Below are 26,284 nucleotides of genomic sequence, written 5' to 3'. Positions count from 1 at the left end.
CGCGCGCCGAGCCGAGGAGAGCCCCCGGAGGGGCCCCGCCCCACCCGAAGCCAAACCCAGCCCCGCCGGACCACACCCCCGCCAGGTCACTCCCGACCGGGGACACCAAACCCAGCCCCGCCAGGGGGCACCTCCCAGCGGTAGCTGGGGGAGATTGAGGCGCGGCCACCGGCCCGCAGACGGAAAACCTCGGCACACGCCCGGCCAGGGCAACCGCACACGCCCGGCCAGGGCAAAGGCGGCCACCGGCCCGCACCCGGGAAACCTCGGCAACGGCCCGGCCAGGGCAACCGCGGCCACCGGCCCGCACCCGGGAAACCTCGGCATCCGCCCGGCCAGGGCAACGGCCCGGCCAGGGCAACGGCTACGCGTCCGGGCGGACCACCGCCTTGATCGGCATGGAGCCCGCGCCCGCCATCGTGATGTTGCGGCCGGGGCGCGGGGCGTGGACCATCGCGCCGTCGCCCACGTACATACCGACGTGGCTCGCGTCGTCGAAGTAGATGATCAGATCGCCCGGCCGCATGTCCTTGAGTGCGATCTTCGGGAGCAGTCGCAGCTGTTCCTGCGACGTGCGCGGGATGCCCCGCCCCGCCGCGCGCCAGGCCTGGGAGGTCAGCCCGGAGCAGTCGAAGGAGTCGGGGCCGACGGCGCCCCACTTGTACGGCTTCCCTATCTGCGCCGTGGCGAACTGCACGGCGTGCTTGCCGGCGTCCGTCGCCTTGCCGTTGACGTCCTTCATCGCGCCCGTGGACAGCCACGCCGTCTGCGCCCTGTACTGGGCTTCCTGCTCCAGCTGGATCAGCCGGGCCTTCTCCTCGGCCTCGAGCTTGCTCTCCAGCTCCTCCGCGGCCTTGATCTTCTCCTCGATCTGCTTCTTGGACTCCTCCTGCTTGATCCGGTTGGCCTCAAGCTTCTGCCAGCGCTCGCTCGCCTCCTCCGCGTAGCGCTGCAAGTCCGTCTGGGTGCGGTCCAGTTCGGACAGGAGGCCGGAGGCGGCCTTCTCGCCCTGGCGCAACCGGCCCGCCCCGTCGAGGAAGTGGTTCGGGTCCTCGCTCAACGCCAGCTTCGCGCCCGGCGGCAGGCCGCCCGAGCGGTACTGCGCGCGGGCCGCGGCGCCGGCGCGGCTCTTCAGCGTGGCGATCCGCTCCTTGCCGGCGACGATCAGGTTGGCGATCTCGACGATCTTGTCCGACTGGGCCTTGGTCTCGGCCTCGGCGAGGTTGTATGCGTCCGTCGCGGTGCCCGCCTGCCGGTAGAGCTCCTCGATGTCCTTGCGGACCTGCTCCAGGGACTCGCCGCCCGGCCCCGGCAGGGGAGCGGCCGGAGCACCCGGCGCGGCCGGAGCACCCGGCACCGCCGGAGCCGCGTACGCCATGCCCGTCGCGAGGCCCGGTGCCGTCAGCACCGCCATCGCGCACAGCAGCACGAGAGAGCCTGCGCCTCGTCGTCGCCTTACCGACCCCATGGTCCCCCCAGGCACCCGCGTCAGACCTGGCCTCAGATCTGACTATTCATCAGTAACTTCGCACTGCCATCGGGATGGTGCCACGAGTCGATGAATTCCGACACCCTTGTGGATACCGTTTCGATCTTGTCTGCCCCGACGGACCCCGCGCCCTGCCCCTCACGGATCAACGGGGTACCCCCCGCCCCGGGTTCCCCACCGCACCGCATTCACCCCACCGGGCGCAACGCCTCCCAGCGCAACGTCAGTTCCCCCTGCCGCCACCGCCCCGGCGCGTCCGCCAGCGGCCAGTCCGCCGACAGCGCCCGCGCCGTGCGGATCCAGCGCTGCCGCGCCCCGTACGAGGCGTACGGGGCCGCCGCCGCCCAGGCCCGGTCGAAGTCCCGGAGGAAGGTGTGCACCGGCTCGCCCGGCACGTTCCGGTGGATCAGCGCCTTCGGCAGCCGCTCCGCCAGGTCGGACGGACGCTCCAGCGAGCCCAGCCGGGTCGCGAACGTCACCGTGCGCGGGCCCTCCGGCCCCAGCGCCACCCAGACGTGCCGTCGCCCGATCTCGTCGCAGGTCCCCTCCACCAGCAGCCCGCCCGGAGCCAGCCGCGCGCACAGCCGTGCCCAGACCTCCGCGACCTGCTCCTCGTCGTACTGGCGCAGTACGTTCGCGGCGCGGATCAGCATCGGCCGCTCCCCGCCCTCCAGCGGGACCTCGAAGCCGCCGTGCCGGAAGCTCAGTCCCTCCCGCTCGTACGGCTTCGCCCCCGTCACCCGCGCCGGCTCGATCTCGATGCCGACCACCCGCACCCGCGGCGCCGCGTCCCGCAGCCGCGCCAGCAGCTCGACCGCGGTCCAGGGCGCCGCCCCGTACCCGAGGTCCACGGCCACCGGATCCCCCGCACGCCGCAGCGCCGCCCCGTGGGCGTAGGCGATCCAGCGGTCCATCCGGCGCAACCGGTTCGGGTTCGTCGTCCCGCGCGTCACCGAGCCCACAGGACGGCCGGAGGCGCGGCCGGGTGACGGTGACGGGGTACTGCGGGAGGCCATGAGCCGAGGGTAAGCGGAGCGCCCGCACACCGTGAAAACCGCCCGGCGCCCCGAGGAAGCCCCCGAGAAACTTGACGAAGCCCCGAGAAACACGAGGAACGCGCAGGAAAAACGGACACCCCGGAATGCGGGGGACGGCCATCCGGGTTGCACTCCTTGCAGGGCGTCCTCCGCGCCCCCGCAGTCATGCCGTCCGAGCGTCGCGCGCGCACCGTCCGAGCCGAGAGGAACAGCTTCCTTGAGCCAGTACGTGTCCCGCCTCGGCGGCAGCCTCAGCGGGCGCCTCGCCGCCGCCCGTGCCGCCACCCGCCACGAGCCGCCCCGACTGCGCCTGCCGGCCGTCGGCCACCACCGCAAGCCGCGCCGCGTGGCCATGCTCAGCGTGCACACCTCACCGCTGCACCAGCCCGGCACCGGCGACGCCGGCGGGATGAACGTCTACATCGTGGAGCTGGCCAGGCGGCTCGCCGCGATCAACATCGAGGTCGAGATCTTCACCCGCGCCACCGCCGGCGGGCTGCCGCCCGTGGTCGAGCTGGCTCCCGGCGTCCTCGTCCGGCACGTGGACGCAGGCCCCTACGAGGGCCTCGCCAAGGAGGAGCTCCCGGCCCAGCTGTGCGCCTTCACCCACGGCGTGATGCAGGCCTGGGCCGGCCACCGCCCCGGCTACTACGACCTCGTCCACTCCCACTACTGGCTCTCCGGGCACGTCGGCTGGCTCGCCGCCCAGCGCTGGGGCGTACCGCTCGTCCACGCCATGCACACCATGGCCAAGGTCAAGAACGCCGCGCTGGCCGAGGGCGACACTCCCGAGCCCGCCGCCCGCGTCATAGGCGAGACCCAGATCGTCTCCGCCGCCGACCGCCTCATCGCCAACACCGCCGAAGAGGCCGACGAGCTCGTGCGGTACTACGAGGCCGACCCCGCCAAGGTGGCCGTCGTCCACCCCGGCGTGAACCTCCAGCGCTTCACCGTCGGCGACGGCCGGGCCGCCGCCCGCGCCCGCCTCGGCCTGCCGCAGGACGCCGTCATCCCGCTCTTCGCCGGACGGATCCAGCCGCTGAAGGCCCCCGACATCCTGCTGCGCGCCGTCGCCGTCCTCGTCGACCGGGACCCCTCGCTGCGCCGCCGCCTCTTCGTTCCCGTCGTCGGCGGGCCCAGCGGCAGCGGCCTCGCCAAGCCCGAGGGCCTGCAGAAGCTCGCCGCCAGGCTGGGCATCGCCGACCTCGTGCACTTCCACCCGCCGGTCGCCCAGGACGGGCTCGCGGACTGGTTCCGCGCGGCGTCCGTGCTGGTCATGCCGTCCTACAGCGAATCCTTCGGGCTCGTCGCGATAGAGGCCCAGGCCGCCGGCACCCCGGTGCTGGCCGCCGAGGTCGGCGGGCTGCCCGTCGCCGTCGACGACGGCGTCACGGGGATCCTCGTACCCGGGCACGACCCGGCGGACTACGCTCGCCAGCTGCGCCGCTTCGTCGACGATCCCGCGCTCGCGGACCGGATGGGGGCCGAGGCGGCGCGGCACGCGCAGTTCTTCGGCTGGGACACCGCGGCGAGCGGCACGGCCGACGTGTACACGGCGGCGATGCACGATCATCGCCGTCGCGTACGCTCCCACCATGGCTGACACCGCCGAGATCATCGAGAGTGCGCTCACCGGCGCGGAACTGGACTGGGAGAGCCCCGCACCGGGCTCCTACGTCGTCACGCTCCCCGGCACGCGCAAGCTGAGCACCACCTGCTCGATCCGGGTCGGCCGGCATTCGCTGTCGGTCAACGCCTTCGTGATCCGCCACCCCGACGAGAACGAGGCGGGTGTCCACCGCTGGCTGCTGGAGCGCAACCTCAAGCTGTACGGGATGGCGTACGCCGTGGACCGGCTCGGCGACATCTACCTGACGGCCCGCCTGCCGCTGTCGGTGGTCACCCCGGAGGAGCTGGACCGGCTGCTCGGCACGGTGCTGGAGGCCGCGGACGGTTCGTTCAACACGCTGCTGGAGCTGGGCTTCGCGAGCGCGATCCGGCGCGAGTACGAATGGCGGGTCTCGCGCGGCGAGCCGACCTTCAACCTCGACGCCTTCAAGCACCTGACGCGTCCGCAGGGCGAGCCGGCCGGTCCCGGCGGCCCGACCGGCTGACGCGCGCCCCGGCCGACGCCCGGCCGGCTGACGCGCGCCCCGGCCGACGCCCGGCCGGCCCGACGCGACCGGCCGAGGCGACCGGCCGAGGCCCGACCCGGCTGGGGCGATCGGCTGACACGGCGCACCGGACGGCGGGGGCGGGCGTGTCGGCCCGCCCGTCCGGCCCCCGGAGCCCGCACCGTGGCGGAATGAGCGGGACCACAGCCGAAGCACTGATGTACGCCTGGTTCGCCCTGGCCCTCCTGTCCGCCGGATACGTCGCCCACGACGCGTTCACCGCGAACCCCGAGCTCACGGTGATGAAGTGGGGCTGGGTGCTGGTGACCCTCTACATCGGCCCGGTGGGCGCGGCGCTGTACGTGCTGTCCTGCAAGGAGCCGCGGCCGGGGGCGCACGAGCGGTTCGTGGCGCCGCTGTGGAAGCAGGCGCTCGGCTCGACCATCCACTGCGTGGCCGGTGACGCGACCGGCATCATGGTCGCGGCCGTCGTCGCCTCGCTGCTCGGTCTTCCGCCGTGGGCCGACGCCCTGTTCGAGTACGCGGTCGGCTTCGGCTTCGGGCTGCTGGTCTTCCAGGCCCTGTTCATGCGCGACATGCTCGGCGGCAGCTATCTGCGGGCCGTCCGCTCGACGGTGTACGCGGAGTGGCTGTCGATGAACTGCGTGATGGGTGCCATGGTCGCGGTGAACGTGATCGTCCGCAGTCATGTGCCGGGTGCGCGCGACGTCGGGGACGTGCGGTTCTGGGCGACCTTCTCGCTGGCGGTGCTGGCCGGCCTGGCCTGCGCGTACCCGGTCAACACGTGGCTGGTCGCCCACCACCTGAAGCACGGGATGGGAACGGTACGGGCACTGGGCGCGGGTGGCGAGCCCCTCCCCGAGGCACCGGCCATGACCCCTGCCCCTGCACCGGCCTCTACGCCGCCCCCTGTCCCCGCCATGGCCATGCCGGAGACCGGGGTCACCGGGGAACAGAAGGCCGCCATGGCGGTGCTGACGGTCCTCTTCCTCGCGGCGGGCGTCCTGCTGGCGGCCCTCTTCGGCCGCCTGACCTGACCCCCGCCCACCGGCCCCCGCCCACCGGCCCGCGCCCACCGGCCCGCGCCCACCGGCCCGCGCCCACCGGCCCGCGCCCCGGACATCCCGGCCGGGGAGGTCCGGGGCGCGGCCCGAGCGGTCAGTTCGGTGCGGAGGGGAGGGGGTCCGGCGCCTGGGCGGTGCCGGTCGTCGGGCCGCCGGATGCCGCCGGGGCGGTGTCCGTGGCCTCCGCGGGGAGGTTCCTCATCAGGAGCCAGTAGCCGATCGCCGCCCCGGTGCCGAGGACGCCCGTGGCCGCCCACAGCCAGTTCGCCCCCCAGCGGTCGATCATGAAGCCCGCCATCAGCGGCGCCACCAGCGCGGCCACCGACCAGGACATCGAGTAGACGCCCTGGTAGCGCCCGCGCCCGTGGACCGGCGAGAGCCGTACGACCAGGCCCATCTGGGTGGGCGAGTTGACGATCTCGGCGAGCGTCCACACGCACACCGTCAGCGCGTACGCCCACACCGGTCCGGCGAAGGCCGTCAGCGCGAAGCCGTAGCCGGCCAGCAGGGCCGAGACCACCAGCAGCTTCTGCGGGTCGCGGTGCTCGATGAGGCGGGTGACGGGGATCTGCAGGGCGACGATCAGCAGGCCGTTCACCGCGATGACGAGCCCGTAGTCCCCGGGGGAGAAGCCGGCGGTGCCCATCGCGACGGGCAGGCCGACCGAACCCTGCGTGAAGATCAGCGAGATCAGGAACGACAGGCCGACCACGCCCATGAACCGCCCGTCGCGCAGCACGGTCCCGAGGCCGATCTCCGTCTCCGCGCCCTTGCCGCCGCTGTCCGAGGAGGCGCCGGACCCGGCGGCCGTGCCGCGCTCCGGCCGGGACTCGGGCAGTTTGACGTAGACGAGCACCGCGCAGACCAGCGTGAGGGCCGCCTCGCCCAGGAAGCCGGCCAGGTAGCTGTACTCGGCGATCAGGCCGGCCGCGGTCGCGCTGACGGCGAAGCCGAGGTTGATGGCCCAGTAGTTGAGCGCGAAGGCCCGTACGCGGTCCTCGGGGCGGACGATGTCCGCCATCATCGCCGCGACGGCCGGGCGGGAGGCGTTCGAGGTCATGCCGACCAGGAGGGCCACCGCCGCGATCGCCGCCGGATGCTCCATGAAGCCCAGCAGCGCGACCGAGAAGGCCGTTGAGGCCTGGGCCGCCAGCAGGGTGGGGCGCCGTCCCAGCCGGTCGGTCATCACGCCCGCGACCAGCGAGGAGACCACCCCGCCCAGGCCGTGGAGGGCGACCACGAGTCCCGCGAAGGAGGCGGAGTAGCCCCGGTCCTGGGTCAGGTACAGGGTCATGAAGGTGGCGACGAAGGCCCCGAGCCGGTTGACGAGGGTGCTCGTCCACAGCCACCAGAACGCCCGGGGCAGGCCCGAGACGCTCTCCCGGGCGGCCCGTCTCAGACTGTCAGCGGACATGCGGAATCCCCCCGAGGGCGTCAGTGGTGTAAGTGGCGCGATGCCGAGGTGCACATTACGAGCGGGTGGGCCCTGGGCGCCAGTCAATTGACACCCGCCGTCAATCGGCGGGACCCGGCACCGCGCGCGGGCGCGCTCGGGCGTCCATTAGGCTCGTACGCATGGCCGACGCACCGTACAAGCTGATCCTCCTCCGCCACGGCGAGAGCGAATGGAACGCGAAGAACCTGTTCACCGGCTGGGTGGACGTCAACCTCACCGAGAAGGGCGAGAAGGAGGCGGTCCGGGGCGGTGAGCTGCTGAAGGACGCCGGCCTGCTGCCCGACGTTCTGCACACCTCGCTCCAGAAGCGCGCCATCCGCACCGCGCAGCTCGCGCTGGAGGCCGCGGACCGCCACTGGATCCCGGTGCACCGCTCCTGGCGCCTGAACGAGCGCCACTACGGCGCCCTGCAGGGCAAGGACAAGGCGCAGACCCTCGCGGAGTTCGGTGAGGAGCAGTTCATGCTGTGGCGCCGTTCCTACGACACCCCGCCGCCGGTGCTCGCGGACGGTACGGAGTTCTCGCAGTCCGAGGACCCGCGCTACGCCTCGATCCCGAACGAGCTGCGCCCGCGTACCGAGTGCCTCAAGGACGTCGTCGAGCGCATGCTGCCGTACTGGTACGACGGCATCGTCCCGGACCTGCTGGCGGGCCGCACGGTCCTGGTGGCCGCGCACGGCAACTCCCTGCGCGGTCTGGTCAAGCACCTCGACGGCATCTCGGACGCCGACATCACGGGCCTGAACATCCCGACCGGCATCCCGCTCGTCTACGAGCTGGACGCGGACTTCAAGCCCCTCAACCCGGGCGGCACCTACCTCGACCCGGCCGCCGCCGCGGCCGCCATCGAGGCCGTCAAGAACCAGGGCAAGAAGAAGTAGCTATAGCGATCATGCCCCTGACCCGCGCACACGGCGCGGGTCGGGGGCTTTCGTCCGCCCCGGGTGCATCGCCCCGGGTGCGCCGCCCCGCCCGCCGGTCGTCGGGTGGGGGCCTTCGGTGTGTTCGGGGGGCAACTCGGGGTCGCCGTCGGCGTGTTCCTGCGCCATTCGGCGCCATCCGGCGCCATCCGGCGCCGATCGGGCGGAGGAGGGCCGGGTGGACGCCCAGGTGGCGGAATACATCGGCTCCCACTTCATCGCAGCCGCGGTTCCGCCGGGCCCATGCGAAAAGGGCCCCCGCCTGCGGGATGTCCGCGGGCAGGGGCCCCTTCGCGTGGCCGACCGGGTGGGCCCGGTCAGCCCCCGCACTGGCAGGGGGCACCGGACTGGCAGCCGCAGCCGCAGCCGGAGCCGCAGCCGCAGGCCGCGAGCAGCGGGAGCCGCAGCGGCTCGGGCTTCGGCGGCTGCTCCTGCTCCGGGGTGATGGGTACGGGGGAATCGGGCATGGTTCCTCCTCGGCGAGGCGGTGCCCCGCGGCATACGGGACTCGTACGACTGACCGCCCTCGCCCTCATTCATGCCCACCTCCACCGGCGCGTCAACGGCGCACAGGGGCTCGATGCGGCCCGGTGCCGTCCTGCGCCGCGTGCGGCGTCAGACCCCCTCGATCTGCGTCGGCTGCTGGAGCTCGTCCGCGTGCTCGCCCGTCACCAGGTAGACCACGCGCTTGGCCACCGACACCGCGTGGTCGGCGAAGCGCTCGTAGTAGCGGCCGAGCAGCGTCACGTCCACCGCCGTCTCGATGCCGTGCTTCCAGCGGTCGTCCATCAGGTGCTGGAACAGCGTCCGGTGCAGCTGGTCCATCTCGTCGTCGTCCTGCTCCAGCTGCAGCGCCAGGTCCACGTCCTTCGTGATGATCACCTCGGCCGCCTTCGCCATCAGCCGCTGCGCCAGCTGACCCATCTCCAGGATCGTGGCGTGCAGGTCCCGCGGGACGGCGCGGTCCGGGAAGCGCAGCCGGGCGAGCTTCGCCACGTGCTGGGCCAGGTCGCCGCTGCGCTCCAGGTCGGCGCTCATCCGCAGCGAGGTCACGACGATCCGCAGGTCGGTGGCGACGGGCTGCTGTCGGGCCAGCAGCGCGATGGCGCGGGCCTCCAGGTCGTGCTGGAGGTCGTCGACCTTCTGGTCGGCGGCGATGACGCTCTCGGCGAGCTTCAGGTCGGCATCGAGCATGGACGTCGTGGCCCGCCCGATCGCGGAACCGACGAGCCGGGCCATCTCGACCAGGCCTTCTCCGATCGAGTCCAGTTCCTCGTGGTACGCGTCGCGCATGTCTCGTGTCCCTCTCTCGGCCTTTTGCTGCTTACTGCCTGCTGCGGTGATGCCCGGGGCGGGCCGGGGGCGGCCTGCTGCCCCACGTTGACACGGTGAGCCGCAAACGCGTCCGACTCCGGCACCACAAGTGAATCAACCCCATCGCCAGGGTGAACTCTGAGCGACGACTGTTCGAGGTGCCACCCGAACGGCTGTGGAAGTGTCGTCGCGCCTGCTTAACCTGGATCCATGGACGTGAACGCGGCGGTCGCCGCAGCTGCAGCGATCGCCGGTCTGTGCACCGGCGTCATCGCGATGCTGGCGTTCCGCTGGAGCGAGCGCGACCACGCCCGCCCCACCCGGAGCTCCATGCGCCCCGACATCAACGCGGTGCTGCCGCCCGGCGTGGACACCGTCCTGTCCGTGCTCCGCTCCTCCGCCGTGGTCCTCGACGAGGGCGACGCCGTCGTCAAGGCCTCGTCCGCCGCCTACGCCCTCGGGCTCGTACGCGGCGGCAAGCTGGCGGTGGAGCCCATGCTCCACATGGCCCGCGACACCCGCCGGGACGGGGAGATACGCCAGGTCGAGCTGGACCTGCCCCGCCGCGGAACCGGCCGGGGCGAGGCCCTCGCGGTCTCGGCGCGCGTCGCCCCGCTCGGCTCCCGCCTGGTGCTGCTCCTGGTCGAGGACCTCACCGAGGCCCGCCGCATCGAGGCGGTGCGCCGTGACTTCGTCGCCAACGTGTCCCACGAGCTGAAGACCCCGGTCGGGGCCATCTCCCTGCTGTCCGAGGCCGTCATGGACGCCGCGGACGACCCCGAGGCGGTCAGCCGCTTCGCCGGCCGCATGCAGATCGAGTCGACCCGGCTGATCAACCTCGTGCAGGAGCTCATCGACCTCTCCCGGGTGCAGAACGACGACCCGCTGGAGGACGCCGAGCCCGTCCGCGTGGACACGCTGGTCGCCGAGGCCATCGACCGCTGCCGTCACACGGCGTCCTCCAAGCAGATCACCATGGCCGCGGGCGGCACCGCCGACCTGCGCGTCTGGGGCAACCGCGGGCAGCTCGCCGCCGCCCTCGGGAATCTGGTCGAGAACGCCGTCAACTACAGCCCCGCCCGTACCCGCGTCGGCATAGCCGGCCGCCGGGTCACGGCACCCGGGGGGGACCTGATCGAGATCGCCGTGACCGACCAGGGCATCGGCATCCCCGAGAAGGACCGCGAGCGCATCTTCGAGCGCTTCTACCGTGTGGACCCGGCCCGCTCCCGCGCCACGGGAGGCACCGGCCTCGGCCTTGCGATCGTGAAGCACGTGGCGGCCTCGCACGGCGGGGAGGTGTCGGTGTGGAGCTCGGAGGGCCAGGGCTCCACCTTCACCCTGCGACTGCCCGAAGCGGCCGCATCGGCCACCCCGGCCGCCGCAGCCCGCACCCACCCGACCCCAGCCTGAACCAGAACCGCTCCAGCCATCCCTGCCCCGGAGGTCCTTCCGTGACCCGAGTGCTCGTCGTCGAGGATGAGGAATCCTTCAGCGACGCCCTGTCCTACATGCTCCGCAAGGAGGGCTTCGAGGTCGCCATCGCGGCGACCGGCCCCGACGGGCTCGACGAGTTCGAGCGCAACGGCGCCGACCTCGTCCTCCTCGACCTGATGCTCCCCGGCCTGCCCGGAACCGAGGTCTGCCGACAGCTGCGCGGCCGCTCCAACGTCCCCGTGATCATGGTGACCGCCAAGGACAGCGAGATCGACAAGGTCGTCGGGCTGGAGATAGGAGCGGACGACTACGTGACCAAGCCCTTCTCCTCGCGGGAGTTGGTCGCCCGCATCCGCGCGGTCCTGCGCCGCCGCGGCGAGCCGGAAGAGGTCACCCCGGCGGCCCTGGAGGCGGGCCCCGTCCGGATGGACGTCGACCGCCACGTGGTCACCGTCGCCGGTGCCAAGGTGGACCTCCCGCTGAAGGAGTTCGACCTGCTGGAGATGCTGCTGCGCAACGCGGGCCGCGTACTGACCCGCATGCAGCTGATCGACCGGGTGTGGGGCGCGGACTACGTCGGCGACACCAAGACCCTCGACGTCCACGTCAAGCGCCTGCGCGCCAAGATCGAGCCGGACCCGGGGGCGCCGCGTTACCTGGTGACGGTCCGCGGCCTCGGGTACAAGTTCGAGCCGTAGCCCGGGGCCGGTCGTGTCCGCGGGCCGGCCGGAGGTCGGCGCAGCGTCTCGAAGCCGGTGAGGCCCCCCGGGGCCGTGTCGTGCGAGGGGCGCACGTGGGAGGGGTTCGAGCCGGACCCGGGGGCGCCGCGTTACCTGGTGACGGTCCGGGGCCTCGGGTACAAGTTCGAGCCGTAGCCCCGGGCCGGCCGGAGGCCGTGAGCCGGTCATGGAGAGGGCCCCCGTCCGCCGGTGGTGCGGACGGGGGCCCTTCCCGTATGCGTACGTGTACGGCGCTACGCCGCCGGCTGCCTCAGTGGCCCGCGGCGTGCGAGGCCGAGCCCGACGGCGAACCGGCGGGCGAGCCCGAGGCGGAGCCGGACGGGGTGGCGCCGGGGGCGCCCGACGGGGTGCCCGACGGGGTGCCCGAGGGGCTGCCGGACGGGGTGGTGGCCGGGGCCGCGGACGGGCCGAAGCCCGCGTACATGCCGACGGCCGGGACGACGAAGGCCTGGAGTTCGACGCCGCCGGTGCTGCTCAGCTGGAAGACGACCTTCTGCACGTCGCCGTTCTCGGCGGCCTCGGAGCCGTTCTCGATCACGGCGGAGGCGTTGCCCGAGCCGCCCAGCACGACCGAGCCGCCGGCCGGCACGGTGATCTTGCCGGCGCCACCGGCCGGCTTCAGCGCGACCTTGCCCTTGCCATCCGCAAGGGTGATGCCGTCAAGCGTCTGCGCCTTGGTGCCGTTGTTGAAGACGGTCGCCGAGACGACGGCCGGGCCCTTCTTGTCCTTCTCGCCCTGGGTGATCACCAGCGCGTTCTGGATCTCGATGTCGCCCTTGGTGGCGGAGGCGTTGTCCGGCTTGATCTGGAGAGTCTGCGCGTCGTTGCCCGCACCGCATGCGGCCAGCGAGGCGATCGAGAACACGACGGCGGTGGCGGCGAGGGCGCCGCGTCGAAGGCTGCGGCTCACGGCGGCGGCAACTCCTTGGACGAACGGAACGGAGGGTGGGCTCTCCCGGCAACCGCTGGGAGGTACCCCCGGAGCGGCCGAGGTAAAGCCGCTCTAAGGGTGTGTCAGCGCGCTTAGGTTACCGAGCCGCTGCCCCGCCCCCGCACCCGACCCTCCGCAGGGCGGCCGCCGCCCCGGGGGCGGTCCACGATCTTGCATTCCGCACGGGGTTCACCTTGCCGTTCCCCTCGCCGATCATGTGGCGCTCGCATATCGTGCGCGCGGCCGCCGTTGATCAATTCCGGGATTCCCCGAAGGCCGCTCGGTGATCAATTCGGGATTGGGCCGGAACCCGCTCCCGTACGCGCGCTCGCCAACCGAACGGAGCAGTTGGGTTTCGCGACTCCCAACCCGGCAAAACGGGACGTACGTCACACTGGTGGGGGTGCGAGGGAGGTGTAGCGTGGCCCTTTCGCCCGGTCCGCGCACTACCCCCGACCTGCGAATACCCCCCTCCCGAACCCTTCCGCAGCACGTTCCTGTCGCTGTTGTCAAGCCCCGAGATGTGCCCTGACCTGCGAAAACGCCATTCATAACAGTCAGTTCTCGTGTTACCCTGGATAGCCACGGAAGGGGTACCTGTCACATGACGTTCAAGGTTGGCGACACCGTGGTCTATCCCCATCACGGGGCCGCGCTGATCGAGGCCATTGAGACTCGCCAGATCAAAGGCGTGGACAAGACCTACTTGGTGCTCAAGGTCGCTCAGGGCGACCTGACGGTTCGTGTGCCTGCGGACAATGCGGAGTTCGTCGGCGTTCGCGACGTAGTCGGCCAGGACGGGCTGGACCGGGTCTTCGAGGTGCTTCGTGCGCCGTATGCAGAAGAGCCGACGAACTGGTCCCGGCGCTACAAGGCAAATCTGGAGAAGCTCGCTTCTGGCGATGTCATCAAGGTCGCCGAAGTGGTGCGTGACCTGTGGCGTCGTGAGCGCGAGCGCGGGCTCTCCGCGGGCGAGAAGCGCATGCTCGCGAAGGCGCGCCAGATCCTGGTCAGCGAGCTCGCGCTCGCTGAGAACACGAACGAGGACAAGGCCGAGGCCCTCCTCGACGAGGTGCTCGCGTCCTGACGCGAGGCCCCGTGCACGGTGTGCACAGCTTGCCGCGGTGCCCGATGACAAGGTTTCTCCTCCCGGAGAGGCCTGTTGCCGGGCGCTGCGGCATGTCTGTGTCCGGTCCGTACCTCTTGCCCCGTACTTCTTGCCGTACGCGTACTTCTGCGTGCCCGGCCGTGCTCGTGGCCGTACCCGAACGTCTCACTGGCGTGCCGGGTCCGGGCTGCCGGCTCGACCGGTCGTCACGGAAGGGGCGAGGGCGTCGCACCCGGCACCCTTCAGGCCATACCCATGTCGGCCGAAGTCACAAACCTGGCTCGGAAACCTGGCTCGGAGCTACTGATGTCTGACGTAACGCGCCCCCGCCGCACCGCCGCGGTGATCCCGGCCGCCGGCCGCGGGGTACGCCTCGGGCCCGGCGCCCCCAAGGCCCTGCGGGCCCTCGGCGGGACCCCGATGCTCGTCCACGCCGTCCGCGCGATGGCCCGCTCCCGTGCGGTGTCCGTCGTGGTGGTCGTCGCCCCGGCCGCCGAAGCGGCCGAGGTGCGCCTCCTGCTGGGCGAGCACGCGCTGCCCGAGCGGACCGAGCTCCTCGTCGTCCCCGGCGGGGACACCCGCCAGGAGTCCGTGCGGGCCGGTCTGGCCGCCCTCCCGCGGGACGTCACCTCCGTACTGATCCACGACGCGGCCCGCCCGCTCGTCCCCGTGGACACCGTCGACGCCGTCGTCGAGGCGGTACGCGACGGTGCCCGCGCTGTGGTGCCCGCGCTCCCGCTGGCCGACACCGTCAAGGAGGTCGAGCCCGGCAGGCCGGGCGAGCCCGAGCCGGTCGTCGCCACGCCCGAGCGGGCCCGGCTGCGCGCGGTGCAGACCCCTCAGGGCTTCGACCTCGCCACGCTCCTTCAGGCCCACGCCGCGATCGCCGTCACCGGCGAGGGCGCCACCGACGACGCCGGCATGGTCGAGCGCCTCGGCGTTCCCGTCGTGGTGATTCCGGGACACGAAGAGGCCTTCAAGGTCACCCGACCGCTCGACCTGGTCCTCGCAGAGGCCGTACTCGCCCGCAGGAGGGCCACCGATGGGTTCTAGCACCGACGTATCCGACGCACCCGACGTGCCTGACGCACCCGACGTGCCTGACGCACCCGACGCACCCCTGATCCCGCTCGTCGGGATCGGCACCGACGTGCACGCCTTCGAGACCGGCCGCGAACTGTGGTGCGCCGGCCTGCTGTGGGAGGGGGAGGACGGCCTCGCGGGCCACTCCGACGGCGATGTCGCCGCCCACGCCGCCTGCGACGCCCTCTTCTCGGCCGCCGGAGTCGGCGACCTCGGCGCGCACTTCGGCACCTCCCGCCCCGAGTGGTCCGGCGCCGCCGGGGTCACCCTGCTGGCGGAGGCCGCCCGGATCGTGCGCGCGGAGGGCTTCGAGATCGGCAACATCGCCATCCAGGTGATCGGCGTACGCCCGAAGATCGGCAAGCGGCGCGAAGAGGCACAGAAGGCGCTCGCCGCCGCCGCGGGCGCCCCCGTCTCCGTGTCGGGCACCACCACCGACGGACTGGGTCTGACCGGCCGGGCCGAGGGGCTCGCCGCGATCGCCACCGCTCTCGTGTACCGGACGAACCGGGCCTGAACGCCCGCGGAAACGGCACATCTTCGGCAACAAAGCGGCCCCGCGACCCCAAAGGTCGCGGGGCACTGCTACAGGCGCACTACCCTGGATGCCGTGACTATTCGCCTGTACGACACCAACGCCCGGCAGATCCGCGACTTCACCCCGCTCGTTCCGGGCTGCGTCTCGATCTACCTCTGTGGCGCCACCGTGCAGGCGGCCCCGCACATCGGGCACATCCGGTCGGGTCTCAACTTCGACATGATGCGCCGCTGGTTCGCGTACCGCGGCTACGACGTCACCTTCATCCGCAACGTCACCGACATCGACGACAAGATCATCACGAAGTCGGCCGAGCAGGGCCGCCCCTGGTGGGCCATCGGCTACGAGAACGAGCAGGCCTTCAACAACGGCTACGACGCCCTCGGCTGCCTGCGGCCCACCTACGAGCCGCGCGCCACGGGCCACGTCCCCGAGATGATCGAGATGATGCGCGGCCTGATCGAGCGCGGCCACGCCTACGAGGCCGACGGGAACGTCTACTTCGACGTGCGTTCCTTCCCCGGCTACCTGAGCCTGTCCAACCAGGAGCTCGACAACCTGCTCCAGCCCTCCGGCGAGGGCGAGACGGGCAAGCGGGACCCCCGCGACTTCGCCATGTGGAAGTCCGTCAAGCCGGGCGAGCCCTCCTGGGAGACCCCGTGGGGCCGCGGCCGTCCGGGCTGGCACCTCGAATGCTCCGCCATGGCGCACAAGTACCTCGGCGAGGCCTTCGACATCCACGGCGGCGGCCTGGACCTGATCTTCCCGCACCACGAGAACGAGATCGCCCAGGCCAAGGCCTTCGGCGACGAGTTCGCGAACACCTGGGTCCACAACGCCTGGGTCACCATGGCCGGCGAGAAGATGTCCAAGTCCCTCGGGAACTCGGTCCTCGTCTCCGAGATGGTCAAGCGGTGGCGCCCGATCGTCCTGCGCTACTACCTCGGCACCCCGCACTACCGGTCGATGATCGAGTACAGCGAGGAGGCGCTGCGCGAGGCCGAGTCGGCCTTCGCCCGCATCGAGGGCTTCGTCCAGCGCGTCGTGGAGAAGGCCGGCGGCCCCGTCGAGCCCGCGAAGGAGGTCCCGCCCGCCTTCGCCGAGGCCATGGACGACGACCTCGGCGTCCCGCAGGCCCTCGCGATCGTCCACACCACCGTCCGCCAGGGCAACAGCGCGCTCGCCGCCGACGACAAGGACGCGGCCATCGCGCGCCTGGCGGAGGTGCGGGCCATGCTGGGCGTCCTCGGTCTCGACCCGCTCGACCCGCACTGGGCCGGCGAGAGCGACCGCGGTGAGGACCTCCACGGCGCCGTGGACACCCTCGTCCACCTCGTCCTGGACCAGCGCGAGTCCGCCCGGGCCCGCAAGGACTGGGCGACCGCCGACGCCATCCGCGACCAGCTCCAGCAGTCCGGTCTGGTCATCGAGGACAGCCCCACGGGTCCGCGCTGGACGCTCGGCGCCCGCTGAGCCCCCGGCACCCGGAGCAGTCCGACTGTGCCGCCCGGCCTCCCGGGCGGCACACTCTTCATACGTACATATCGCAGCACCAACGAAAACAGGTAGAGGTCATGGCCGGGAACAGCCAGCGCAGGAACCGCCGCACGTCCAACAAGAAGGGCGCGACGGTCGGCAGCGGTGGCCAGCGGCGCAAGGGCCTGGAGGGCAAGGGCCCCACGCCCAAGGCCGAGGACCGCAAGAAGCACAAGGCGAACCGCATCGCCAACGCGATGGCCCGCCAGGCCGCCAAGCGCCGCCCCGCCCCCCGCCGCGGCGGCCCCAAGGGCACCAGCGAGATGGTCGTCGGCCGCAACCCGGTCTTCGAGGCGCTGCGCGACGGCGTCCCCGCCACCACCCTCTACGTCCAGCAGTTCATCGACAACGACGAGCGCGTCCGCGAGGCGCTCCAGATCGCCGGCGAGCGCGGCAACATCAACCTGATGGAAGCCCCGCGCCCCGAGCTCGACCGCATGACCAACGGGCTCAACCACCAGGGCCTGGTCCTCCAGGTCCCGCCGTACGAGTACGCGCACCCCGAGGACCTCACCGACGCCGCCTACGACAACGGCGAGGACCCGCTGATCGTCGCCCTCGACGGCGTCACCGACCCGCGCAACCTCGGCGCGATCGTCCGCTCCGTCTCCGCCTTCGGCGGCCACGGCGTGGTCATCCCCGAGCGCCGCGCCGCCGGCATGACCGCCGGCGCCTGGAAGACCTCCGCCGGCACCGCCGCCCGCACGCCGGTCTCCCGCGTCACCAACCTCACCCGCGCCCTGCAGGAGTACAAGAAGGCGGGCATCGCCGTCGTCGGCCTCGCCGCCGAGGGCACGCACGAGGTGCAGGACCTGGAGGCGCTCGGCGGTCCGGTCGTCATCGTCGTCGGCTCCGAGGGCAAGGGCCTGGGCCGCCTCGTCGGCGAGAACTGCGACTACCTCGTGCGCATCCCGATGCCCGGCGGCGCCGAGTCCCTCAACGCCGGCGTCGCCGCGGGCGTCGTGCTGTACGAGGCGGCCCGCCGCCGCGCCGCCCAGCCGCGCACCTGATCGCTTTGATCCACTTGGCTCACGGAAAGTGACACGTGAGCGTGTCACCCCGCCCGTTTCGGGCGGGGTGGCTTGATCTTGACGGGTCTCGGACAGATCCCTGATGTCAAGGCAGTGTCCTAAACACTGATCACTCGGTTAGATGAGTGTGGACACCAGAACGTCAGGGTTCGACGACCAGCCCGCGCTGAGCATGGTCAAGGTGCCGTGCGACCCCGCACAGGTCATCGTCAACCACGCCAGCTTCCGCGTCCGGCTCGCACCGAGCCCGAGCGCGCGTCCCAAGCCCGCGCAGGCCCCCGGCCGCGCGCCCGTCCTGGGCGGCGCCATGGTGGCGGCCGCCGGGGCCACCCGTCGCCGTGCCCCCGTGGTCTGGAGCGGAAAGTCCGACACCGCAGGCGCCGCCGCGGCCATGGGCGGCCTGCTCCAGGCCGTACGTGGCCACGACGAGCACGACGCCGGCGCCACCCAGGTCATCCCGCGCGTCGACCTGGCCCACGACCTCGCCGAGGACACCCTGGCCACGCCGACCGTCATCGGTCAGCGCAGCTACGGGGACCCCGCCGAGACCCGCCCCCTGGCCGCCGTACGGGACCTCCCGTACGAGCAGCCGCACGGTCCCGGGCCGGAGTCCCGGCGCCCGCAGGCCGACAACCGCGGGCAGGCCTCCTACTACCCCGGCCGCCGGATGAACCTCGGCGTCGTGCTGCTCCCGCTGCGCGTCTTCCTCGGCTTCATCTCCATCTACGCCGGCATGGGCAAGCTGTGCGACCCCGTCTACTTCGACGGCGGCGAACGCGGCTCCATGGTCACCTGGCTGCACACCCTGACCCCGTGGGCGCTGGCCGAGCCGCTGCGCGACTTCGCGCTCGCCCACCCGGTGGGCGCGGGCCTCAGCGTGGCGTTCCTCCAGGTCATCGTCGGCGTGCTGACCGTCTTCGGCCTGTGGCAGCGGTTCGCCGCCTGCTTCGGCGCGCTGCTGTCCGCCGCGCTGCTGATGACGGTGAGCTGGAAGACCGTCCCGGCCTACGACGCGCCCGACATCATCTACCTCGCCGCCTGGAGCCCGCTGATCATCGCGGGCGCGCCGGTCTACTCCCTCGACGGACGCCTCGCCGGCGAGGCCTGGCGCACCCTCGGGCCGCGTTCGGAGATCTGGCGGCTGCGCCGGCGCGTGCTGCGGCGCGGGGCCGTCATGGCGACCGTCGTGTGCGGGCTCACCCTGCTCGTCGGCTCGCTCCTCGGCGGCGCCGTCCGCTCCACCACCGTCGTCACCGTCCCCGGTCCCGGCCAGGCTCCCAGCAACTACCTGCCGGGCCGCCCGCTGCCGCAGGCTCCCGCGAAGCAGCAGCCCGCCCAGCAGCAGCCGACCCGGCCGGCGTCGCCGACGCCCTCCGCGTCCGAGCCCTCCGCCAAGTCCGGCAGGACCGCGTCGGGCTCGCCCTCCAAGGGCACGGCGGGGGCCGGTTCCGAGTCGCCCGCCGCGACCCGGGGCACGACGACCGGCAAGCAGCAGACCCCGCGCAGCACTCCCCGGCAGTCCACGGCGCCGCAGTCGTCGTCGTCCTCCACGTCGGGCAGCACCACGCGCGGGGGCGGCAGCACCGCGACCAAGCAGCCCGGCCTGATCGGCGGGCTCATCGGCTGAGCCCTCCGCCAGGGGCCGGCCCGCAGGGGCCCGGTACGCGCGAGCGAGCGTGCCGGGCCCCTGTGGTGCGGGCTGCGGCGCGCACGGCTGCCGGGCGGCTGCGCCGTGCGGTGCGGGTGGCTGCGCGGCCGACGTGCGGGTTGTGGCGTGCGTGCGGCTGTGCTGGGCAGCGTCGGAGGCGGTGCCGAGGGCTGCGCCGGGTGGCGTACGGGCCGGGGCGGTCGGCGGCTGCGCGGGGTGGCGTACGGGCCGGGGCGCCGGGGGCTGCGCGGGGCAGCGCACGGGCCGGGGCGCCGGGGGCTGCGCGGGGTGGCGTACGGGCGGGGGCGGTCGGCGGCTGCGCGGGGTGGGCTGCGGGGCTCAGGGGGCCGTCTGGGCCGCCAGCTCCCGTGCGGCCTCGGTGAGGTCCTTGGCCGTGTCGATCGCCCGCCAGTAGGCGCCCTGGGGCAGCGGGAAGCCCGCCAGCCGCCGCTCCCTCGCCAGCCGCGGGAACGTGGTGCGCTCGTGGTCCCCCAAGTCCGGCAGCAGCGCGGCGAATTCGGGCCCGAAGACGTACACCCCGGCGTTCACCGGATACGGCGACAGCGGAGCCTCGATGAAGTCCAGGACGTGCCCGAACTCGTTGGTCTCCACCACCCCCCACGGGATCCGCGGCCGGGCCAGTGCGAGCGTCGCGACCGCCCCGCGCTCGGCGTGGAAGGCGGCCATCTCGCGGAGCGAGAACCGGGTCCAGACATCGCCGTTCGTCGCGTACCAGGACCCGGTGGGGTCCGGCAGGTGCCGTGCGGCGTACTTCAGGCCGCCGCCCCGCCCCAGCGGTTCTTCCTCGACCACCGTGGTCACGCGCAGCGGCAACGGCGCCCCGGCCAGCCACTCCTGGAGCACCCCGGCGAGGTGCCCGCAGGAGACGACCGCGTCGGTGACCCCCTCGGCCGCCAGCCAGGCCAGCTGGTGCCCGATGATCGGCAGCCCGGTCCCCGGGATCTCGACCATCGGCTTGGGGCGGTCGTCGGTGTACGGACGCAGCCGCGACCCCTGGCCGCCCGCCAGGACGACGGCCTGGGCGGGGGCGGCGGGGAACGCGGCTGCGGAGGAGGCGGATCGGCGGTCGTCGGTCATGACGGCCAGCGTAGGGACGGGGCGCGGGTCAGCCCATGGAGGCGACGCCCGTGGCGTACGAGGTGTCGCAGACGGGGCGGGCGAACGACTGGGCCTTCGTCGGGCCGTACGCCTCGACGGCGGCGCGGCCGAGCGCCCGGGCGATCCCCACGCAGTGCTCCGCGAGCGACGGCCGGCGGTTCACCTCCTGCTGGAGGTGGGTCAGGACGTCGTCCGGCTGTTGGCCCTGCTGCAGTTCGCCGACGAGCTGCGTGCGCAGCACCTCGTGGGCGGCGAGCGGCTTCGCGGGCGTGGAGGCGCCCTCGGCGGACGCGGTCACGAGCTGGGACGAGGAAGTGTCCGCCCAGGGGACCATGGTGACCGCGAGGGTCCCGGACAGGACCAGGACGACGGGCAGGACCAGGGCGAGGGAACGGCCGATTCGGCGGGCAGTGTGGGTCACGAGGGCGAGAGTAGCGCTCGGTGAGGATTTGGCGACATTTGGTCACCCTGTCGGGGGATGGTTCGACGTGGTTTTTCGATTTCCGGGTTGACAGCCCCGCCCGAATGGCCCGGTCTGCCGGGGTTCCTGTGGGATGTCCCGCGACAACGGAAGGCAAAGGGGCGCCCCTTGGCGGGACGCCCCTTCAACCTCCGTGCCGGTACGACTAGTCGGACAGTCGCTGCCCGGACGAGGTCGAGAAGACGTGGATCTCATCGGCCCGCGGCACGATGTGGAGGCTGGAGCCCTTCTCCGGGACCTGGCGGCCGCCCACGCGGACCACGAGGTCCTGCGAGCCCTCGGCGGCCGAGGTGGAGCCGTAGACGTAGCCGTCGGCGCCGAGCTCCTCGACGACGTTCACCGTGATGGTCAGACCGCCGCTCTCGGCGACGTCGAAGTGCTCCGGGCGGACGCCGACCGTGACGGTGCGGTCGCCCGCGTCGGCCGCGGCGGCCAGCGCGGCGCGCGACACCGGGACGACGCTGTCGCCGAACTTCACACCGCCGTCGGTGATCGGGACCTCGACCAGGTTCATGGCGGGGGAGCCGATGAAGCCGGCGACGAAGAGGTTCGCGGGGCGGTCGTACATGTTGCGCGGGGTGTCGACCTGCTGGAGCAGACCGTCCTTGAGCACCGCCACCCGGTCGCCCATGGTCATGGCCTCGACCTGGTCGTGCGTGACGTAGACGGTGGTGATGCCGAGGTCGCGCTGCAGCGCCGCGATCTGGGTGCGCGTCGACACACGGAGCTTGGCGTCGAGGTTCGACAGCGGCTCGTCCATCAGGAACACCTGCGGCTTGCGCACGATCGCACGGCCCATGGCGACGCGCTGGCGCTGGCCGCCGGAGAGCGCCTTGGGCTTGCGGTCCAGGTACTGGGTGAGGTCGAGCATCTTCGCCGCGTCCTCCACCTTCTTGCGGATGGTGGCCTTGTCCTCGCCGGCGATCTTGAGCGCGAAGCCCATGTTGTCGGCGACGGTCATGTGCGGGTAGAGCGCGTAGTTCTGGAACACCATCGCGATGTCCCGGTCCTTGGGCGGCAGGTGCGTGACGTCGCGGTCACCGATGCGGATGGCGCCGCCGTTGACGTCCTCCAGGCCGGCGAGCATGCGCAGCGAGGTGGACTTGCCACAGCCGGAGGGGCCGACGAGGACGAGGAACTCGCCGTCCTCGATCTCCAGCTCCAGCTGGTCGACGGCGGGCTTGTCGCCGCCCGGGTACAGACGGGTCGCCTTGTCGAAAGTGACAGAAGCCATGGTGATGAATCCCTTCTACCGGCAGGAACGTGCCGGACGATCCGAGTGGAAGGTCTAGTCCAGAAATCGGACTCCGCCCGACGCTACCTTCCGGAACGTCTCCTGTCAGTACCGCGGGCCTGTGGGATTGTCGGTGCGAGCTGCTTCGATGCGCCCATGAGCGTGTACGAGATCCTCCCGCAGCAGCGGTGGCGGCGACGGGATGCCCGGTGGAGGGCTGAGTCTCCTCTCCGGGCGGGATGGGCAGAGCAACACACTTTTGACCTTGCTGTTCCTGCTTCGACGCCCGCCGCCCGCCCGGCGTGACCCCGAGGGGCACCCCGAGCCGGTCTTGCGCGGGCTCCACAGGCATTGCGGCCGACGGCCCGTCGGTCCGTACTGCACCCGACTACGCGGCCGGTACGAGAGCCATCAGCTCCGAAGCCCTGATCACACTCGGGGGCCTGCGTGGTGGTGGAAGCGATGCGGCCACCGTCCAGTACAGCCGCATCCCCTCGGCCCGGAGGTTCACGGCGGCGTTCGTGTCCCGGTCGTGGACGGCTCCGCACTCCGCACAGCACCACGCGCGGACCGACACGTCCAGCTTCGCCCCTTTCGCGCGGCACGCGGAGCATCGGCGGGTCGACGGGAAGAACCGGTCCACCACCACCAGCGTCCTCCCGTACCAGGCGCACTTGTAGCGAAGCTGCCTGAGCAGCTCGCCCCAGGCGGCATCGGTGATCGACCGGCTCAGCGCCGCCTTGCGGCGCCTGCCCCTGCCCGTCGTCCCACGCATGAGGTTGGCGATCGGCAGGTCCTCCACCACGAGCACTTGGTTCTCGCGCACGAGGCGGGTCGTGAACCGGTTCAGCAGGTCACGACGGACATCACCGATCCTGGCGTACAGACGGGCGACCCGCTCCCGCACCTTGTCCCGGTTCTTCGACCCCTTCAGCTTCCGGTGCAGCTCCCGCTGAAGGGTCGCGAGCTGCTTCCCGTACTTCGCGAGCAGGCGGGGGTGCGGGAGCTTCTCCCCGTCGTCGAGCGTCACCAGCGACACGAGTCCGAGGTCCAGGCCGACGGCCTTCGGCTCGTGGCCGCCGGGCAGAAACACCGTCGGCAGCGGCGCGATCACTTCCTCCACCAGCACCGCGAGGAAGAACCGGCCGGCCCGGTCGCGGGTCACCGTCAGCTTCACCGGTAGCAGTCCGGGCGGAAGCGCGCGCGACCAGCGCACGTCCAGCGGCCTCGTCTGCTTGGCGAGGGTGACGGAGGCCGTGCCCGGGCGCCGGGCGTCCTCCACCCACCGGAATCCGGTGCGTACGTACGTCGCCGTGTCGTTGGACCGGTGCTTCGACTTCCGCTGCGGGTACTTCGCCGCCCCCTTGTAGAACCGGGAGAACGCGGATTCGAGGTGCCGCAGCGACTGCTGGAGGACCGTGGACGAGGCCTCCTTCAGCCACGCTCTCTCGGGGACTCTCTTCCACCCCGTAAGAGCCCGGCACGTTTCCGCGAACCCCAGGGACACGCGGTGGTCCTGCCAGGCCTTCGACCGGAGGGCGAGGGCCTCGTTGTAGACCCAGCGGCAGGCACCGAAGGTCCGATGGAGCTGTGCTGCCTGATCCGCGGTCGGATAGAAGCGGAAACGGTAGACGCGCTGCTGAGCGCCGGGGGCTCCGGCGAACCCCTTCAGCGGCACGGCCGTCCGGGACCGGTGCTTGGTCCGCTCGCCCACCCCGAGCAGGTCGCGCTTGATGCGGTGGGCTTCCTCGCCCACTGTGCGCTCCACCATCACCCCTCCCCACGGTCTGATCTTCAGAACGGCACACCAGTCCGTCCAACGAACGCACGTGTGGCTGGTTACGGGTGCGGTCCAATGTGATGGCTCGGGGAAACGGGCGCTGTGTAGAGTGATGGCGGCTCTACTCGCAGTGTGTCCGCGAGTGGGTTCGTGCCGCCTTAGCTCAGTTGGCAGAGCGGTTGCCTTGTAAGCTCCAGGTCATCGGTTCGATTCCGATAGGCGGCTCCATCGCAGGTCAGAAGCCCCGGACGTGTCAGCGTCCGGGGTTTTTCGGCGTTCTGGGGGTTGGGGCGTCAGTGGCGGCCCGAGATGCGGTCGGCCAGGCGGGCCAGCGGGGCCGTCGTCGGGGTGTGGGTGGCCGCCTCCCGGCGGTCCGCCTCGCGGTAGGCGGCATAGAGGGCCTGCACGCCGAGCCAGCGGAAGGGCTCCGGCTCCCAGCGGCGGACGCGGTGGTTCACCCAGGGCAGGGCGGTCAGCCCGGTGGACTCGCCGAGGACCAGGTCGCGCAGGGTGCGGCCGGCGAGGTTGGCGGTGGCGACGCCCGAGCCGACGTAGCCGCCCGCCCAGCCCAGGCCCGTGGTGCGGTCCAGGGTGACGGTGGCGCACCAGTCGCGCGGGACACCTAGGACGCCCGACCAGGCGTGGGTGATCTCCGTACCGGTGAGCACCGGGAAGAAGGCGAAGAGGAGGTCGCGGAGGGAGTCGACGGTGGCCGGCCGGGTGCGGCCGTCGTTGTCGGTGCGCGAGCCGAAGCGGTACGGGACACCGCGCCCGCCGATCGCGATCCGGTCGTCGGCGGTGCGCTGGGCGTACATGTACGCGTGGGCCATGTCGCCCAGGACCTCCCGGCCCGACCAGCCCAGCCGCGCCCAGGTCTCGGGGGACAGCGGGGCGGTCGCGATCATCGAGGAGTTCATCGGGAGCCACGACCGCTTCTGGCCCTTGAGGGCGGCGGTGAAGCCTTCCGTGCAGCGCAGGACGTGCGGGGCGCGGACGGTGCCGTAGGGGGTGACCGCCCTCCCCGCGGAGATCTCCGTGACCGGGGTGGACTCGTGGATCACCACGCCGAGGCGCTCGCAGGCCGCCGCCAGGCCCCGGACCAGCTTGAGGGGGTGGATGCGGGCGCCGTGCGGGCTCCAGCTGGAGCCGACGGCGTCGGCGATGTCGATGCGTGCGCGGGTGGCGGCGGCGTCGTGGAGCTCGCGGTCGGTCTCGCCGAAGGCGAGCTCGGCGGCGTGGAAGGCCTTCAGGCGGCCGAGCTGGGCGGGGGTGCGGGCGACTTCGAGGACGCCGCCGTGGTGGATGTCGGCGTCGATGCCCTCCTTGGCGGCGACGTCGATGACCTCGGTGACGGTCTCGTTCATGGCCTGCTGGAGGCGCGCGGCGGCGGGCCGGCCGTGGAGGGCGGCGTAGCGGTCGCGGCCCGCGATGCCGTTGTAGAGCCAGCCGCCGTTGCGGCCGGAGGCGCCGTAGCCGCAGAACTTCTGCTCCAGGACGGTGACGCGCAGGTCGGGGGCGGCCCGCTTCAGGTAGTAGGCGGTCCACAGGCCGGTGTAGCCGCCGCCGACGATGACCACGTCGGCGGTGGCGTGGGCGGTGAGGGGCGTGCGGGGTGGGGTGGCGGCCGGGGTGCCGGGGCCGGTCGCGTACCAGAAGGAAATGCCGCCGTTGATCGTCATGGGGGAGTTGCTACACCCTTTCCCTCACGGGGTGCCAGGGACGGGGTGTCGCGTGGCGGGGCGGTAGGAGTGGCCTCACGCCGATTGCCCTGCGGGCGGCTCGGCGGTCGGGCTCTGGCTTCGCCGGGGCCCTGCGGGCGGCTCGGCTTTGGCTTTGCCGGGTGCGGTGGCCCTGCGGGGTTGCTCGGTGGTTGGGCTTTGGCTTCGCCGGGGTCGGGGTGCGGTGGCCCTGCGGGCGTGCTTGGGGGTCCGGCTCTGGCTTCGCCCGGTCGGGGTCGGGGAGCGGTCTGCCCTGCGGGCGGCTCGGTGGTTGGGCTTTGGCTTCGCCGGGGGGCCGGGGTGCGGTCTGCCCTGCGGGCGTGCTTGGGGGTCCGGCTCTGGCTTCGCCCGGTCGGGGTCGGGGAGCGGTGTGCCCTTGCCCTGCGGGGTTGCTCGGTGGTTGGGCTTTGGCTTTGCGGGGGTCGGGGAGCGGTGCCGGTCCGGGGTGTCTCCTCGGCTCGGCGCGGGCTGTTTGTCCCGGCCGG

23 protein-coding genes and 1 tRNA gene are annotated in these 26,284 nt (G+C 72.4%); 13 read left to right on the top strand and 11 right to left on the bottom strand.

Going from position 1 to position 26,284, the window contains the following annotated elements:
• Window positions 1-364 precede the first annotated feature (364 nt).
• Complete coding sequence (locus tag ACIPXC_RS33490; RefSeq protein ID WP_401625849.1) at window positions 365-1,468, bottom strand: NlpC/P60 family protein; 1,104 nt, start codon at window positions 1,466-1,468, stop codon at window positions 365-367.
• Window positions 1,469-1,677: 209 nt separating this feature from the next.
• On the bottom strand, window positions 1,678-2,505 hold the full coding sequence (locus ACIPXC_RS33485; protein ID WP_401625846.1) for a class I SAM-dependent methyltransferase: 828 nt from the start codon (window positions 2,503-2,505) through the stop codon (window positions 1,678-1,680).
• A gap of 238 nt (window positions 2,506-2,743) precedes the next feature.
• Here ACIPXC_RS33485 and mshA point away from each other — a divergent pair, with 238 nt between their 5' ends.
• The 3 genes from mshA (at window position 2,744) to ACIPXC_RS33470 (ending at window position 5,698) form a co-directional block, all read left to right on the top strand.
• On the top strand, window positions 2,744-4,129 hold the full coding sequence (gene mshA, locus ACIPXC_RS33480; protein WP_401625843.1) for a D-inositol-3-phosphate glycosyltransferase: 1,386 nt from the start codon (window positions 2,744-2,746) through the stop codon (window positions 4,127-4,129).
• Entirely contained in the window at window positions 4,122-4,640 is a 519-nt protein-coding gene (locus tag ACIPXC_RS33475) for a YbjN domain-containing protein (protein ID WP_046778644.1), read from the top strand. Before mshA ends, ACIPXC_RS33475 begins: the two co-directional genes overlap by 8 nt.
• Before the next feature lie 191 nt (window positions 4,641-4,831).
• Window positions 4,832-5,698 carry a DUF4396 domain-containing protein gene (locus ACIPXC_RS33470; RefSeq protein WP_401625840.1) on the top strand — a complete coding sequence of 289 codons (867 nt, stop codon included), beginning with the start codon at window positions 4,832-4,834 and terminating at the stop codon, window positions 5,696-5,698.
• Between the two features lie 121 nt (window positions 5,699-5,819).
• Here ACIPXC_RS33470 and ACIPXC_RS33465 read toward each other — a convergent pair whose 3' ends face one another.
• The gene (locus tag ACIPXC_RS33465) at window positions 5,820-7,139 is read right to left on the bottom strand and encodes an MDR family MFS transporter (RefSeq protein WP_401625837.1); all 1,320 of its coding nucleotides are present in this window, start codon (window positions 7,137-7,139) and stop codon (window positions 5,820-5,822) included.
• A 161-nt stretch (window positions 7,140-7,300) separates the two neighbouring features.
• Between ACIPXC_RS33465 and ACIPXC_RS33460 the strand changes: the two genes are divergently transcribed.
• A complete protein-coding gene (locus tag ACIPXC_RS33460; RefSeq protein ID WP_401625834.1) occupies window positions 7,301-8,062 on the top strand; it encodes a phosphoglyceromutase in 762 nt (253 codons plus the stop codon).
• A 356-nt stretch (window positions 8,063-8,418) separates the two neighbouring features.
• Here the strand turns inward: ACIPXC_RS33460 and ACIPXC_RS33455 are convergent, their stop codons facing one another.
• Window positions 8,419-8,568 carry a hypothetical protein gene (locus ACIPXC_RS33455; RefSeq protein WP_167350612.1) on the bottom strand — a complete coding sequence of 50 codons (150 nt, stop codon included), beginning with the start codon at window positions 8,566-8,568 and terminating at the stop codon, window positions 8,419-8,421.
• Between the two features lie 148 nt (window positions 8,569-8,716).
• On the bottom strand, window positions 8,717-9,394 hold the full coding sequence (phoU, locus tag ACIPXC_RS33450; protein WP_386461956.1) for a phosphate signaling complex protein PhoU: 678 nt from the start codon (window positions 9,392-9,394) through the stop codon (window positions 8,717-8,719).
• Window positions 9,395-9,625: 231 nt separating this feature from the next.
• Between phoU and ACIPXC_RS33445 the strand changes: the two genes are divergently transcribed.
• Together ACIPXC_RS33445 and ACIPXC_RS33440 are read left to right on the top strand one after the other, a co-directional pair.
• Window positions 9,626-10,828: a sensor histidine kinase gene (locus ACIPXC_RS33445; RefSeq protein WP_386461955.1), complete on the top strand. Its 1,203-nt coding sequence runs from the start codon at window positions 9,626-9,628 to the stop codon at window positions 10,826-10,828.
• A 41-nt stretch (window positions 10,829-10,869) separates the two neighbouring features.
• Window positions 10,870-11,550 (top strand): response regulator transcription factor, encoded by a 681-nt coding sequence (locus ACIPXC_RS33440; RefSeq protein WP_007265514.1) that lies wholly within the window; start codon window positions 10,870-10,872, stop codon window positions 11,548-11,550.
• Between the two features lie 292 nt (window positions 11,551-11,842).
• Here ACIPXC_RS33440 and ACIPXC_RS33435 read toward each other — a convergent pair whose 3' ends face one another.
• Window positions 11,843-12,502, bottom strand: a complete 660-nt coding sequence (locus tag ACIPXC_RS33435; RefSeq protein ID WP_401625830.1) for a DUF461 domain-containing protein — start codon at window positions 12,500-12,502, stop codon at window positions 11,843-11,845.
• 625 nt (window positions 12,503-13,127) lie between these two features.
• On the opposite strand from ACIPXC_RS33435, the gene ACIPXC_RS33430 reads away from it, so the two are divergent.
• The 6 genes from ACIPXC_RS33430 to ACIPXC_RS33405 all read left to right on the top strand — a co-directional run bounded on the left by ACIPXC_RS33430 (window position 13,128) and on the right by ACIPXC_RS33405 (window position 19,446).
• Window positions 13,128-13,610, top strand: coding sequence for a CarD family transcriptional regulator (locus ACIPXC_RS33430; RefSeq protein ID WP_003953493.1), 483 nt, complete (start codon window positions 13,128-13,130; stop codon window positions 13,608-13,610).
• Between the two features lie 327 nt (window positions 13,611-13,937).
• Window positions 13,938-14,684: a 2-C-methyl-D-erythritol 4-phosphate cytidylyltransferase gene (gene ispD / locus ACIPXC_RS33425; protein WP_401625827.1), complete on the top strand. Its 747-nt coding sequence runs from the start codon at window positions 13,938-13,940 to the stop codon at window positions 14,682-14,684.
• A complete protein-coding gene (ispF, locus tag ACIPXC_RS33420; RefSeq protein ID WP_401625823.1) occupies window positions 14,674-15,231 on the top strand; it encodes a 2-C-methyl-D-erythritol 2,4-cyclodiphosphate synthase in 558 nt (185 codons plus the stop codon). The genes ispD and ispF overlap by 11 nt, the downstream gene beginning before the upstream one ends.
• Window positions 15,232-15,324: 93 nt before the next feature.
• The gene (cysS, locus tag ACIPXC_RS33415) at window positions 15,325-16,725 is read left to right on the top strand and encodes a cysteine--tRNA ligase (protein ID WP_401625820.1); all 1,401 of its coding nucleotides are present in this window, start codon (window positions 15,325-15,327) and stop codon (window positions 16,723-16,725) included.
• 101 nt (window positions 16,726-16,826) lie between these two features.
• Complete coding sequence (rlmB, locus tag ACIPXC_RS33410) at window positions 16,827-17,798, top strand: 23S rRNA (guanosine(2251)-2'-O)-methyltransferase RlmB (RefSeq protein WP_401625817.1); 972 nt, start codon at window positions 16,827-16,829, stop codon at window positions 17,796-17,798.
• A 142-nt stretch (window positions 17,799-17,940) separates the two neighbouring features.
• Entirely contained in the window at window positions 17,941-19,446 is a 1,506-nt protein-coding gene (locus ACIPXC_RS33405; RefSeq protein WP_401625814.1) for a DoxX family protein, read from the top strand.
• 360 nt (window positions 19,447-19,806) lie between these two features.
• Here ACIPXC_RS33405 and ACIPXC_RS33400 read toward each other — a convergent pair whose 3' ends face one another.
• The 4 genes from ACIPXC_RS33400 to ACIPXC_RS33385 form a co-directional block, all read right to left on the bottom strand.
• The gene (locus tag ACIPXC_RS33400; RefSeq protein WP_401625812.1) at window positions 19,807-20,565 is read right to left on the bottom strand and encodes an NDP-sugar synthase; all 759 of its coding nucleotides are present in this window, start codon (window positions 20,563-20,565) and stop codon (window positions 19,807-19,809) included.
• A 28-nt stretch (window positions 20,566-20,593) separates the two neighbouring features.
• Entirely contained in the window at window positions 20,594-21,007 is a 414-nt protein-coding gene (locus ACIPXC_RS33395) for a hypothetical protein (RefSeq protein ID WP_401625809.1), read from the bottom strand.
• A 205-nt stretch (window positions 21,008-21,212) separates the two neighbouring features.
• On the bottom strand, window positions 21,213-22,301 hold the full coding sequence (locus ACIPXC_RS33390) for an ABC transporter ATP-binding protein (RefSeq protein ID WP_401625807.1): 1,089 nt from the start codon (window positions 22,299-22,301) through the stop codon (window positions 21,213-21,215).
• Window positions 22,302-22,689: 388 nt separating this feature from the next.
• Window positions 22,690-24,072 (bottom strand): RNA-guided endonuclease InsQ/TnpB family protein, encoded by a 1,383-nt coding sequence (locus ACIPXC_RS33385; protein WP_401625805.1) that lies wholly within the window; start codon window positions 24,070-24,072, stop codon window positions 22,690-22,692.
• 161 nt (window positions 24,073-24,233) lie between these two features.
• Here ACIPXC_RS33385 and ACIPXC_RS33380 point away from each other — a divergent pair.
• Window positions 24,234-24,309, top strand: a tRNA-Thr gene (locus ACIPXC_RS33380).
• A gap of 65 nt (window positions 24,310-24,374) precedes the next feature.
• Here ACIPXC_RS33380 and ACIPXC_RS33375 read toward each other — a convergent pair.
• On the bottom strand, window positions 24,375-25,760 hold the full coding sequence (locus tag ACIPXC_RS33375) for an NAD(P)/FAD-dependent oxidoreductase (protein WP_401625802.1): 1,386 nt from the start codon (window positions 25,758-25,760) through the stop codon (window positions 24,375-24,377).
• Window positions 25,761-26,284 lie beyond the last annotated feature (524 nt).

This window comes from Streptomyces sp. NPDC090021 (genome assembly GCF_044748225.1).
GTDB lineage: Bacteria > Actinomycetota > Actinomycetes > Streptomycetales > Streptomycetaceae > Streptomyces.
This window is presented reverse-complemented; position numbering and strand designations above follow the sequence as displayed.

Bases quoted from the DNA above. Each gene is read 5' to 3' on its own strand.
- ACIPXC_RS33385 (WP_401625805.1), bottom strand. From the start codon at position 24,072: ATGGTGGAGCGCACAGTGGGCGAGGAAGCCCACCGCATCAAGCGCGAC.
- ACIPXC_RS33390 (WP_401625807.1), bottom strand. From the start codon at position 22,301: ATGGCTTCTGTCACTTTCGACAAGGCGACCCGTCTGTACCCGGGCGGC.
- ispF (WP_401625823.1), top strand. From the start codon at position 14,674: ATGGGTTCTAGCACCGACGTATCCGACGCACCCGACGTGCCTGACGCA.
- rlmB (WP_401625817.1), top strand. From the start codon at position 16,827: ATGGCCGGGAACAGCCAGCGCAGGAACCGCCGCACGTCCAACAAGAAG.
- phoU (WP_386461956.1), bottom strand. From the start codon at position 9,394: ATGCGCGACGCGTACCACGAGGAACTGGACTCGATCGGAGAAGGCCTG.
- ACIPXC_RS33475 (WP_046778644.1), top strand. From the start codon at position 4,122: ATGGCTGACACCGCCGAGATCATCGAGAGTGCGCTCACCGGCGCGGAA.
- ACIPXC_RS33460 (WP_401625834.1), top strand. From the start codon at position 7,301: ATGGCCGACGCACCGTACAAGCTGATCCTCCTCCGCCACGGCGAGAGC.
- ACIPXC_RS33405 (WP_401625814.1), top strand. From the start codon at position 17,941: ATGAGTGTGGACACCAGAACGTCAGGGTTCGACGACCAGCCCGCGCTG.
- ACIPXC_RS33490 (WP_401625849.1), bottom strand. From the start codon at position 1,468: ATGGGGTCGGTAAGGCGACGACGAGGCGCAGGCTCTCTCGTGCTGCTG.
- ACIPXC_RS33400 (WP_401625812.1), bottom strand. From the start codon at position 20,565: ATGACCGACGACCGCCGATCCGCCTCCTCCGCAGCCGCGTTCCCCGCC.
- ACIPXC_RS33375 (WP_401625802.1), bottom strand. From the start codon at position 25,760: ATGACGATCAACGGCGGCATTTCCTTCTGGTACGCGACCGGCCCCGGC.
- ACIPXC_RS33455 (WP_167350612.1), bottom strand. From the start codon at position 8,568: ATGCCCGATTCCCCCGTACCCATCACCCCGGAGCAGGAGCAGCCGCCG.
- ACIPXC_RS33470 (WP_401625840.1), top strand. From the start codon at position 4,832: ATGAGCGGGACCACAGCCGAAGCACTGATGTACGCCTGGTTCGCCCTG.
- ACIPXC_RS33485 (WP_401625846.1), bottom strand. From the start codon at position 2,505: ATGGCCTCCCGCAGTACCCCGTCACCGTCACCCGGCCGCGCCTCCGGC.
- ACIPXC_RS33465 (WP_401625837.1), bottom strand. From the start codon at position 7,139: ATGTCCGCTGACAGTCTGAGACGGGCCGCCCGGGAGAGCGTCTCGGGC.
- ispD (WP_401625827.1), top strand. From the start codon at position 13,938: ATGTCTGACGTAACGCGCCCCCGCCGCACCGCCGCGGTGATCCCGGCC.
- ACIPXC_RS33445 (WP_386461955.1), top strand. From the start codon at position 9,626: ATGGACGTGAACGCGGCGGTCGCCGCAGCTGCAGCGATCGCCGGTCTG.
- ACIPXC_RS33430 (WP_003953493.1), top strand. From the start codon at position 13,128: ATGACGTTCAAGGTTGGCGACACCGTGGTCTATCCCCATCACGGGGCC.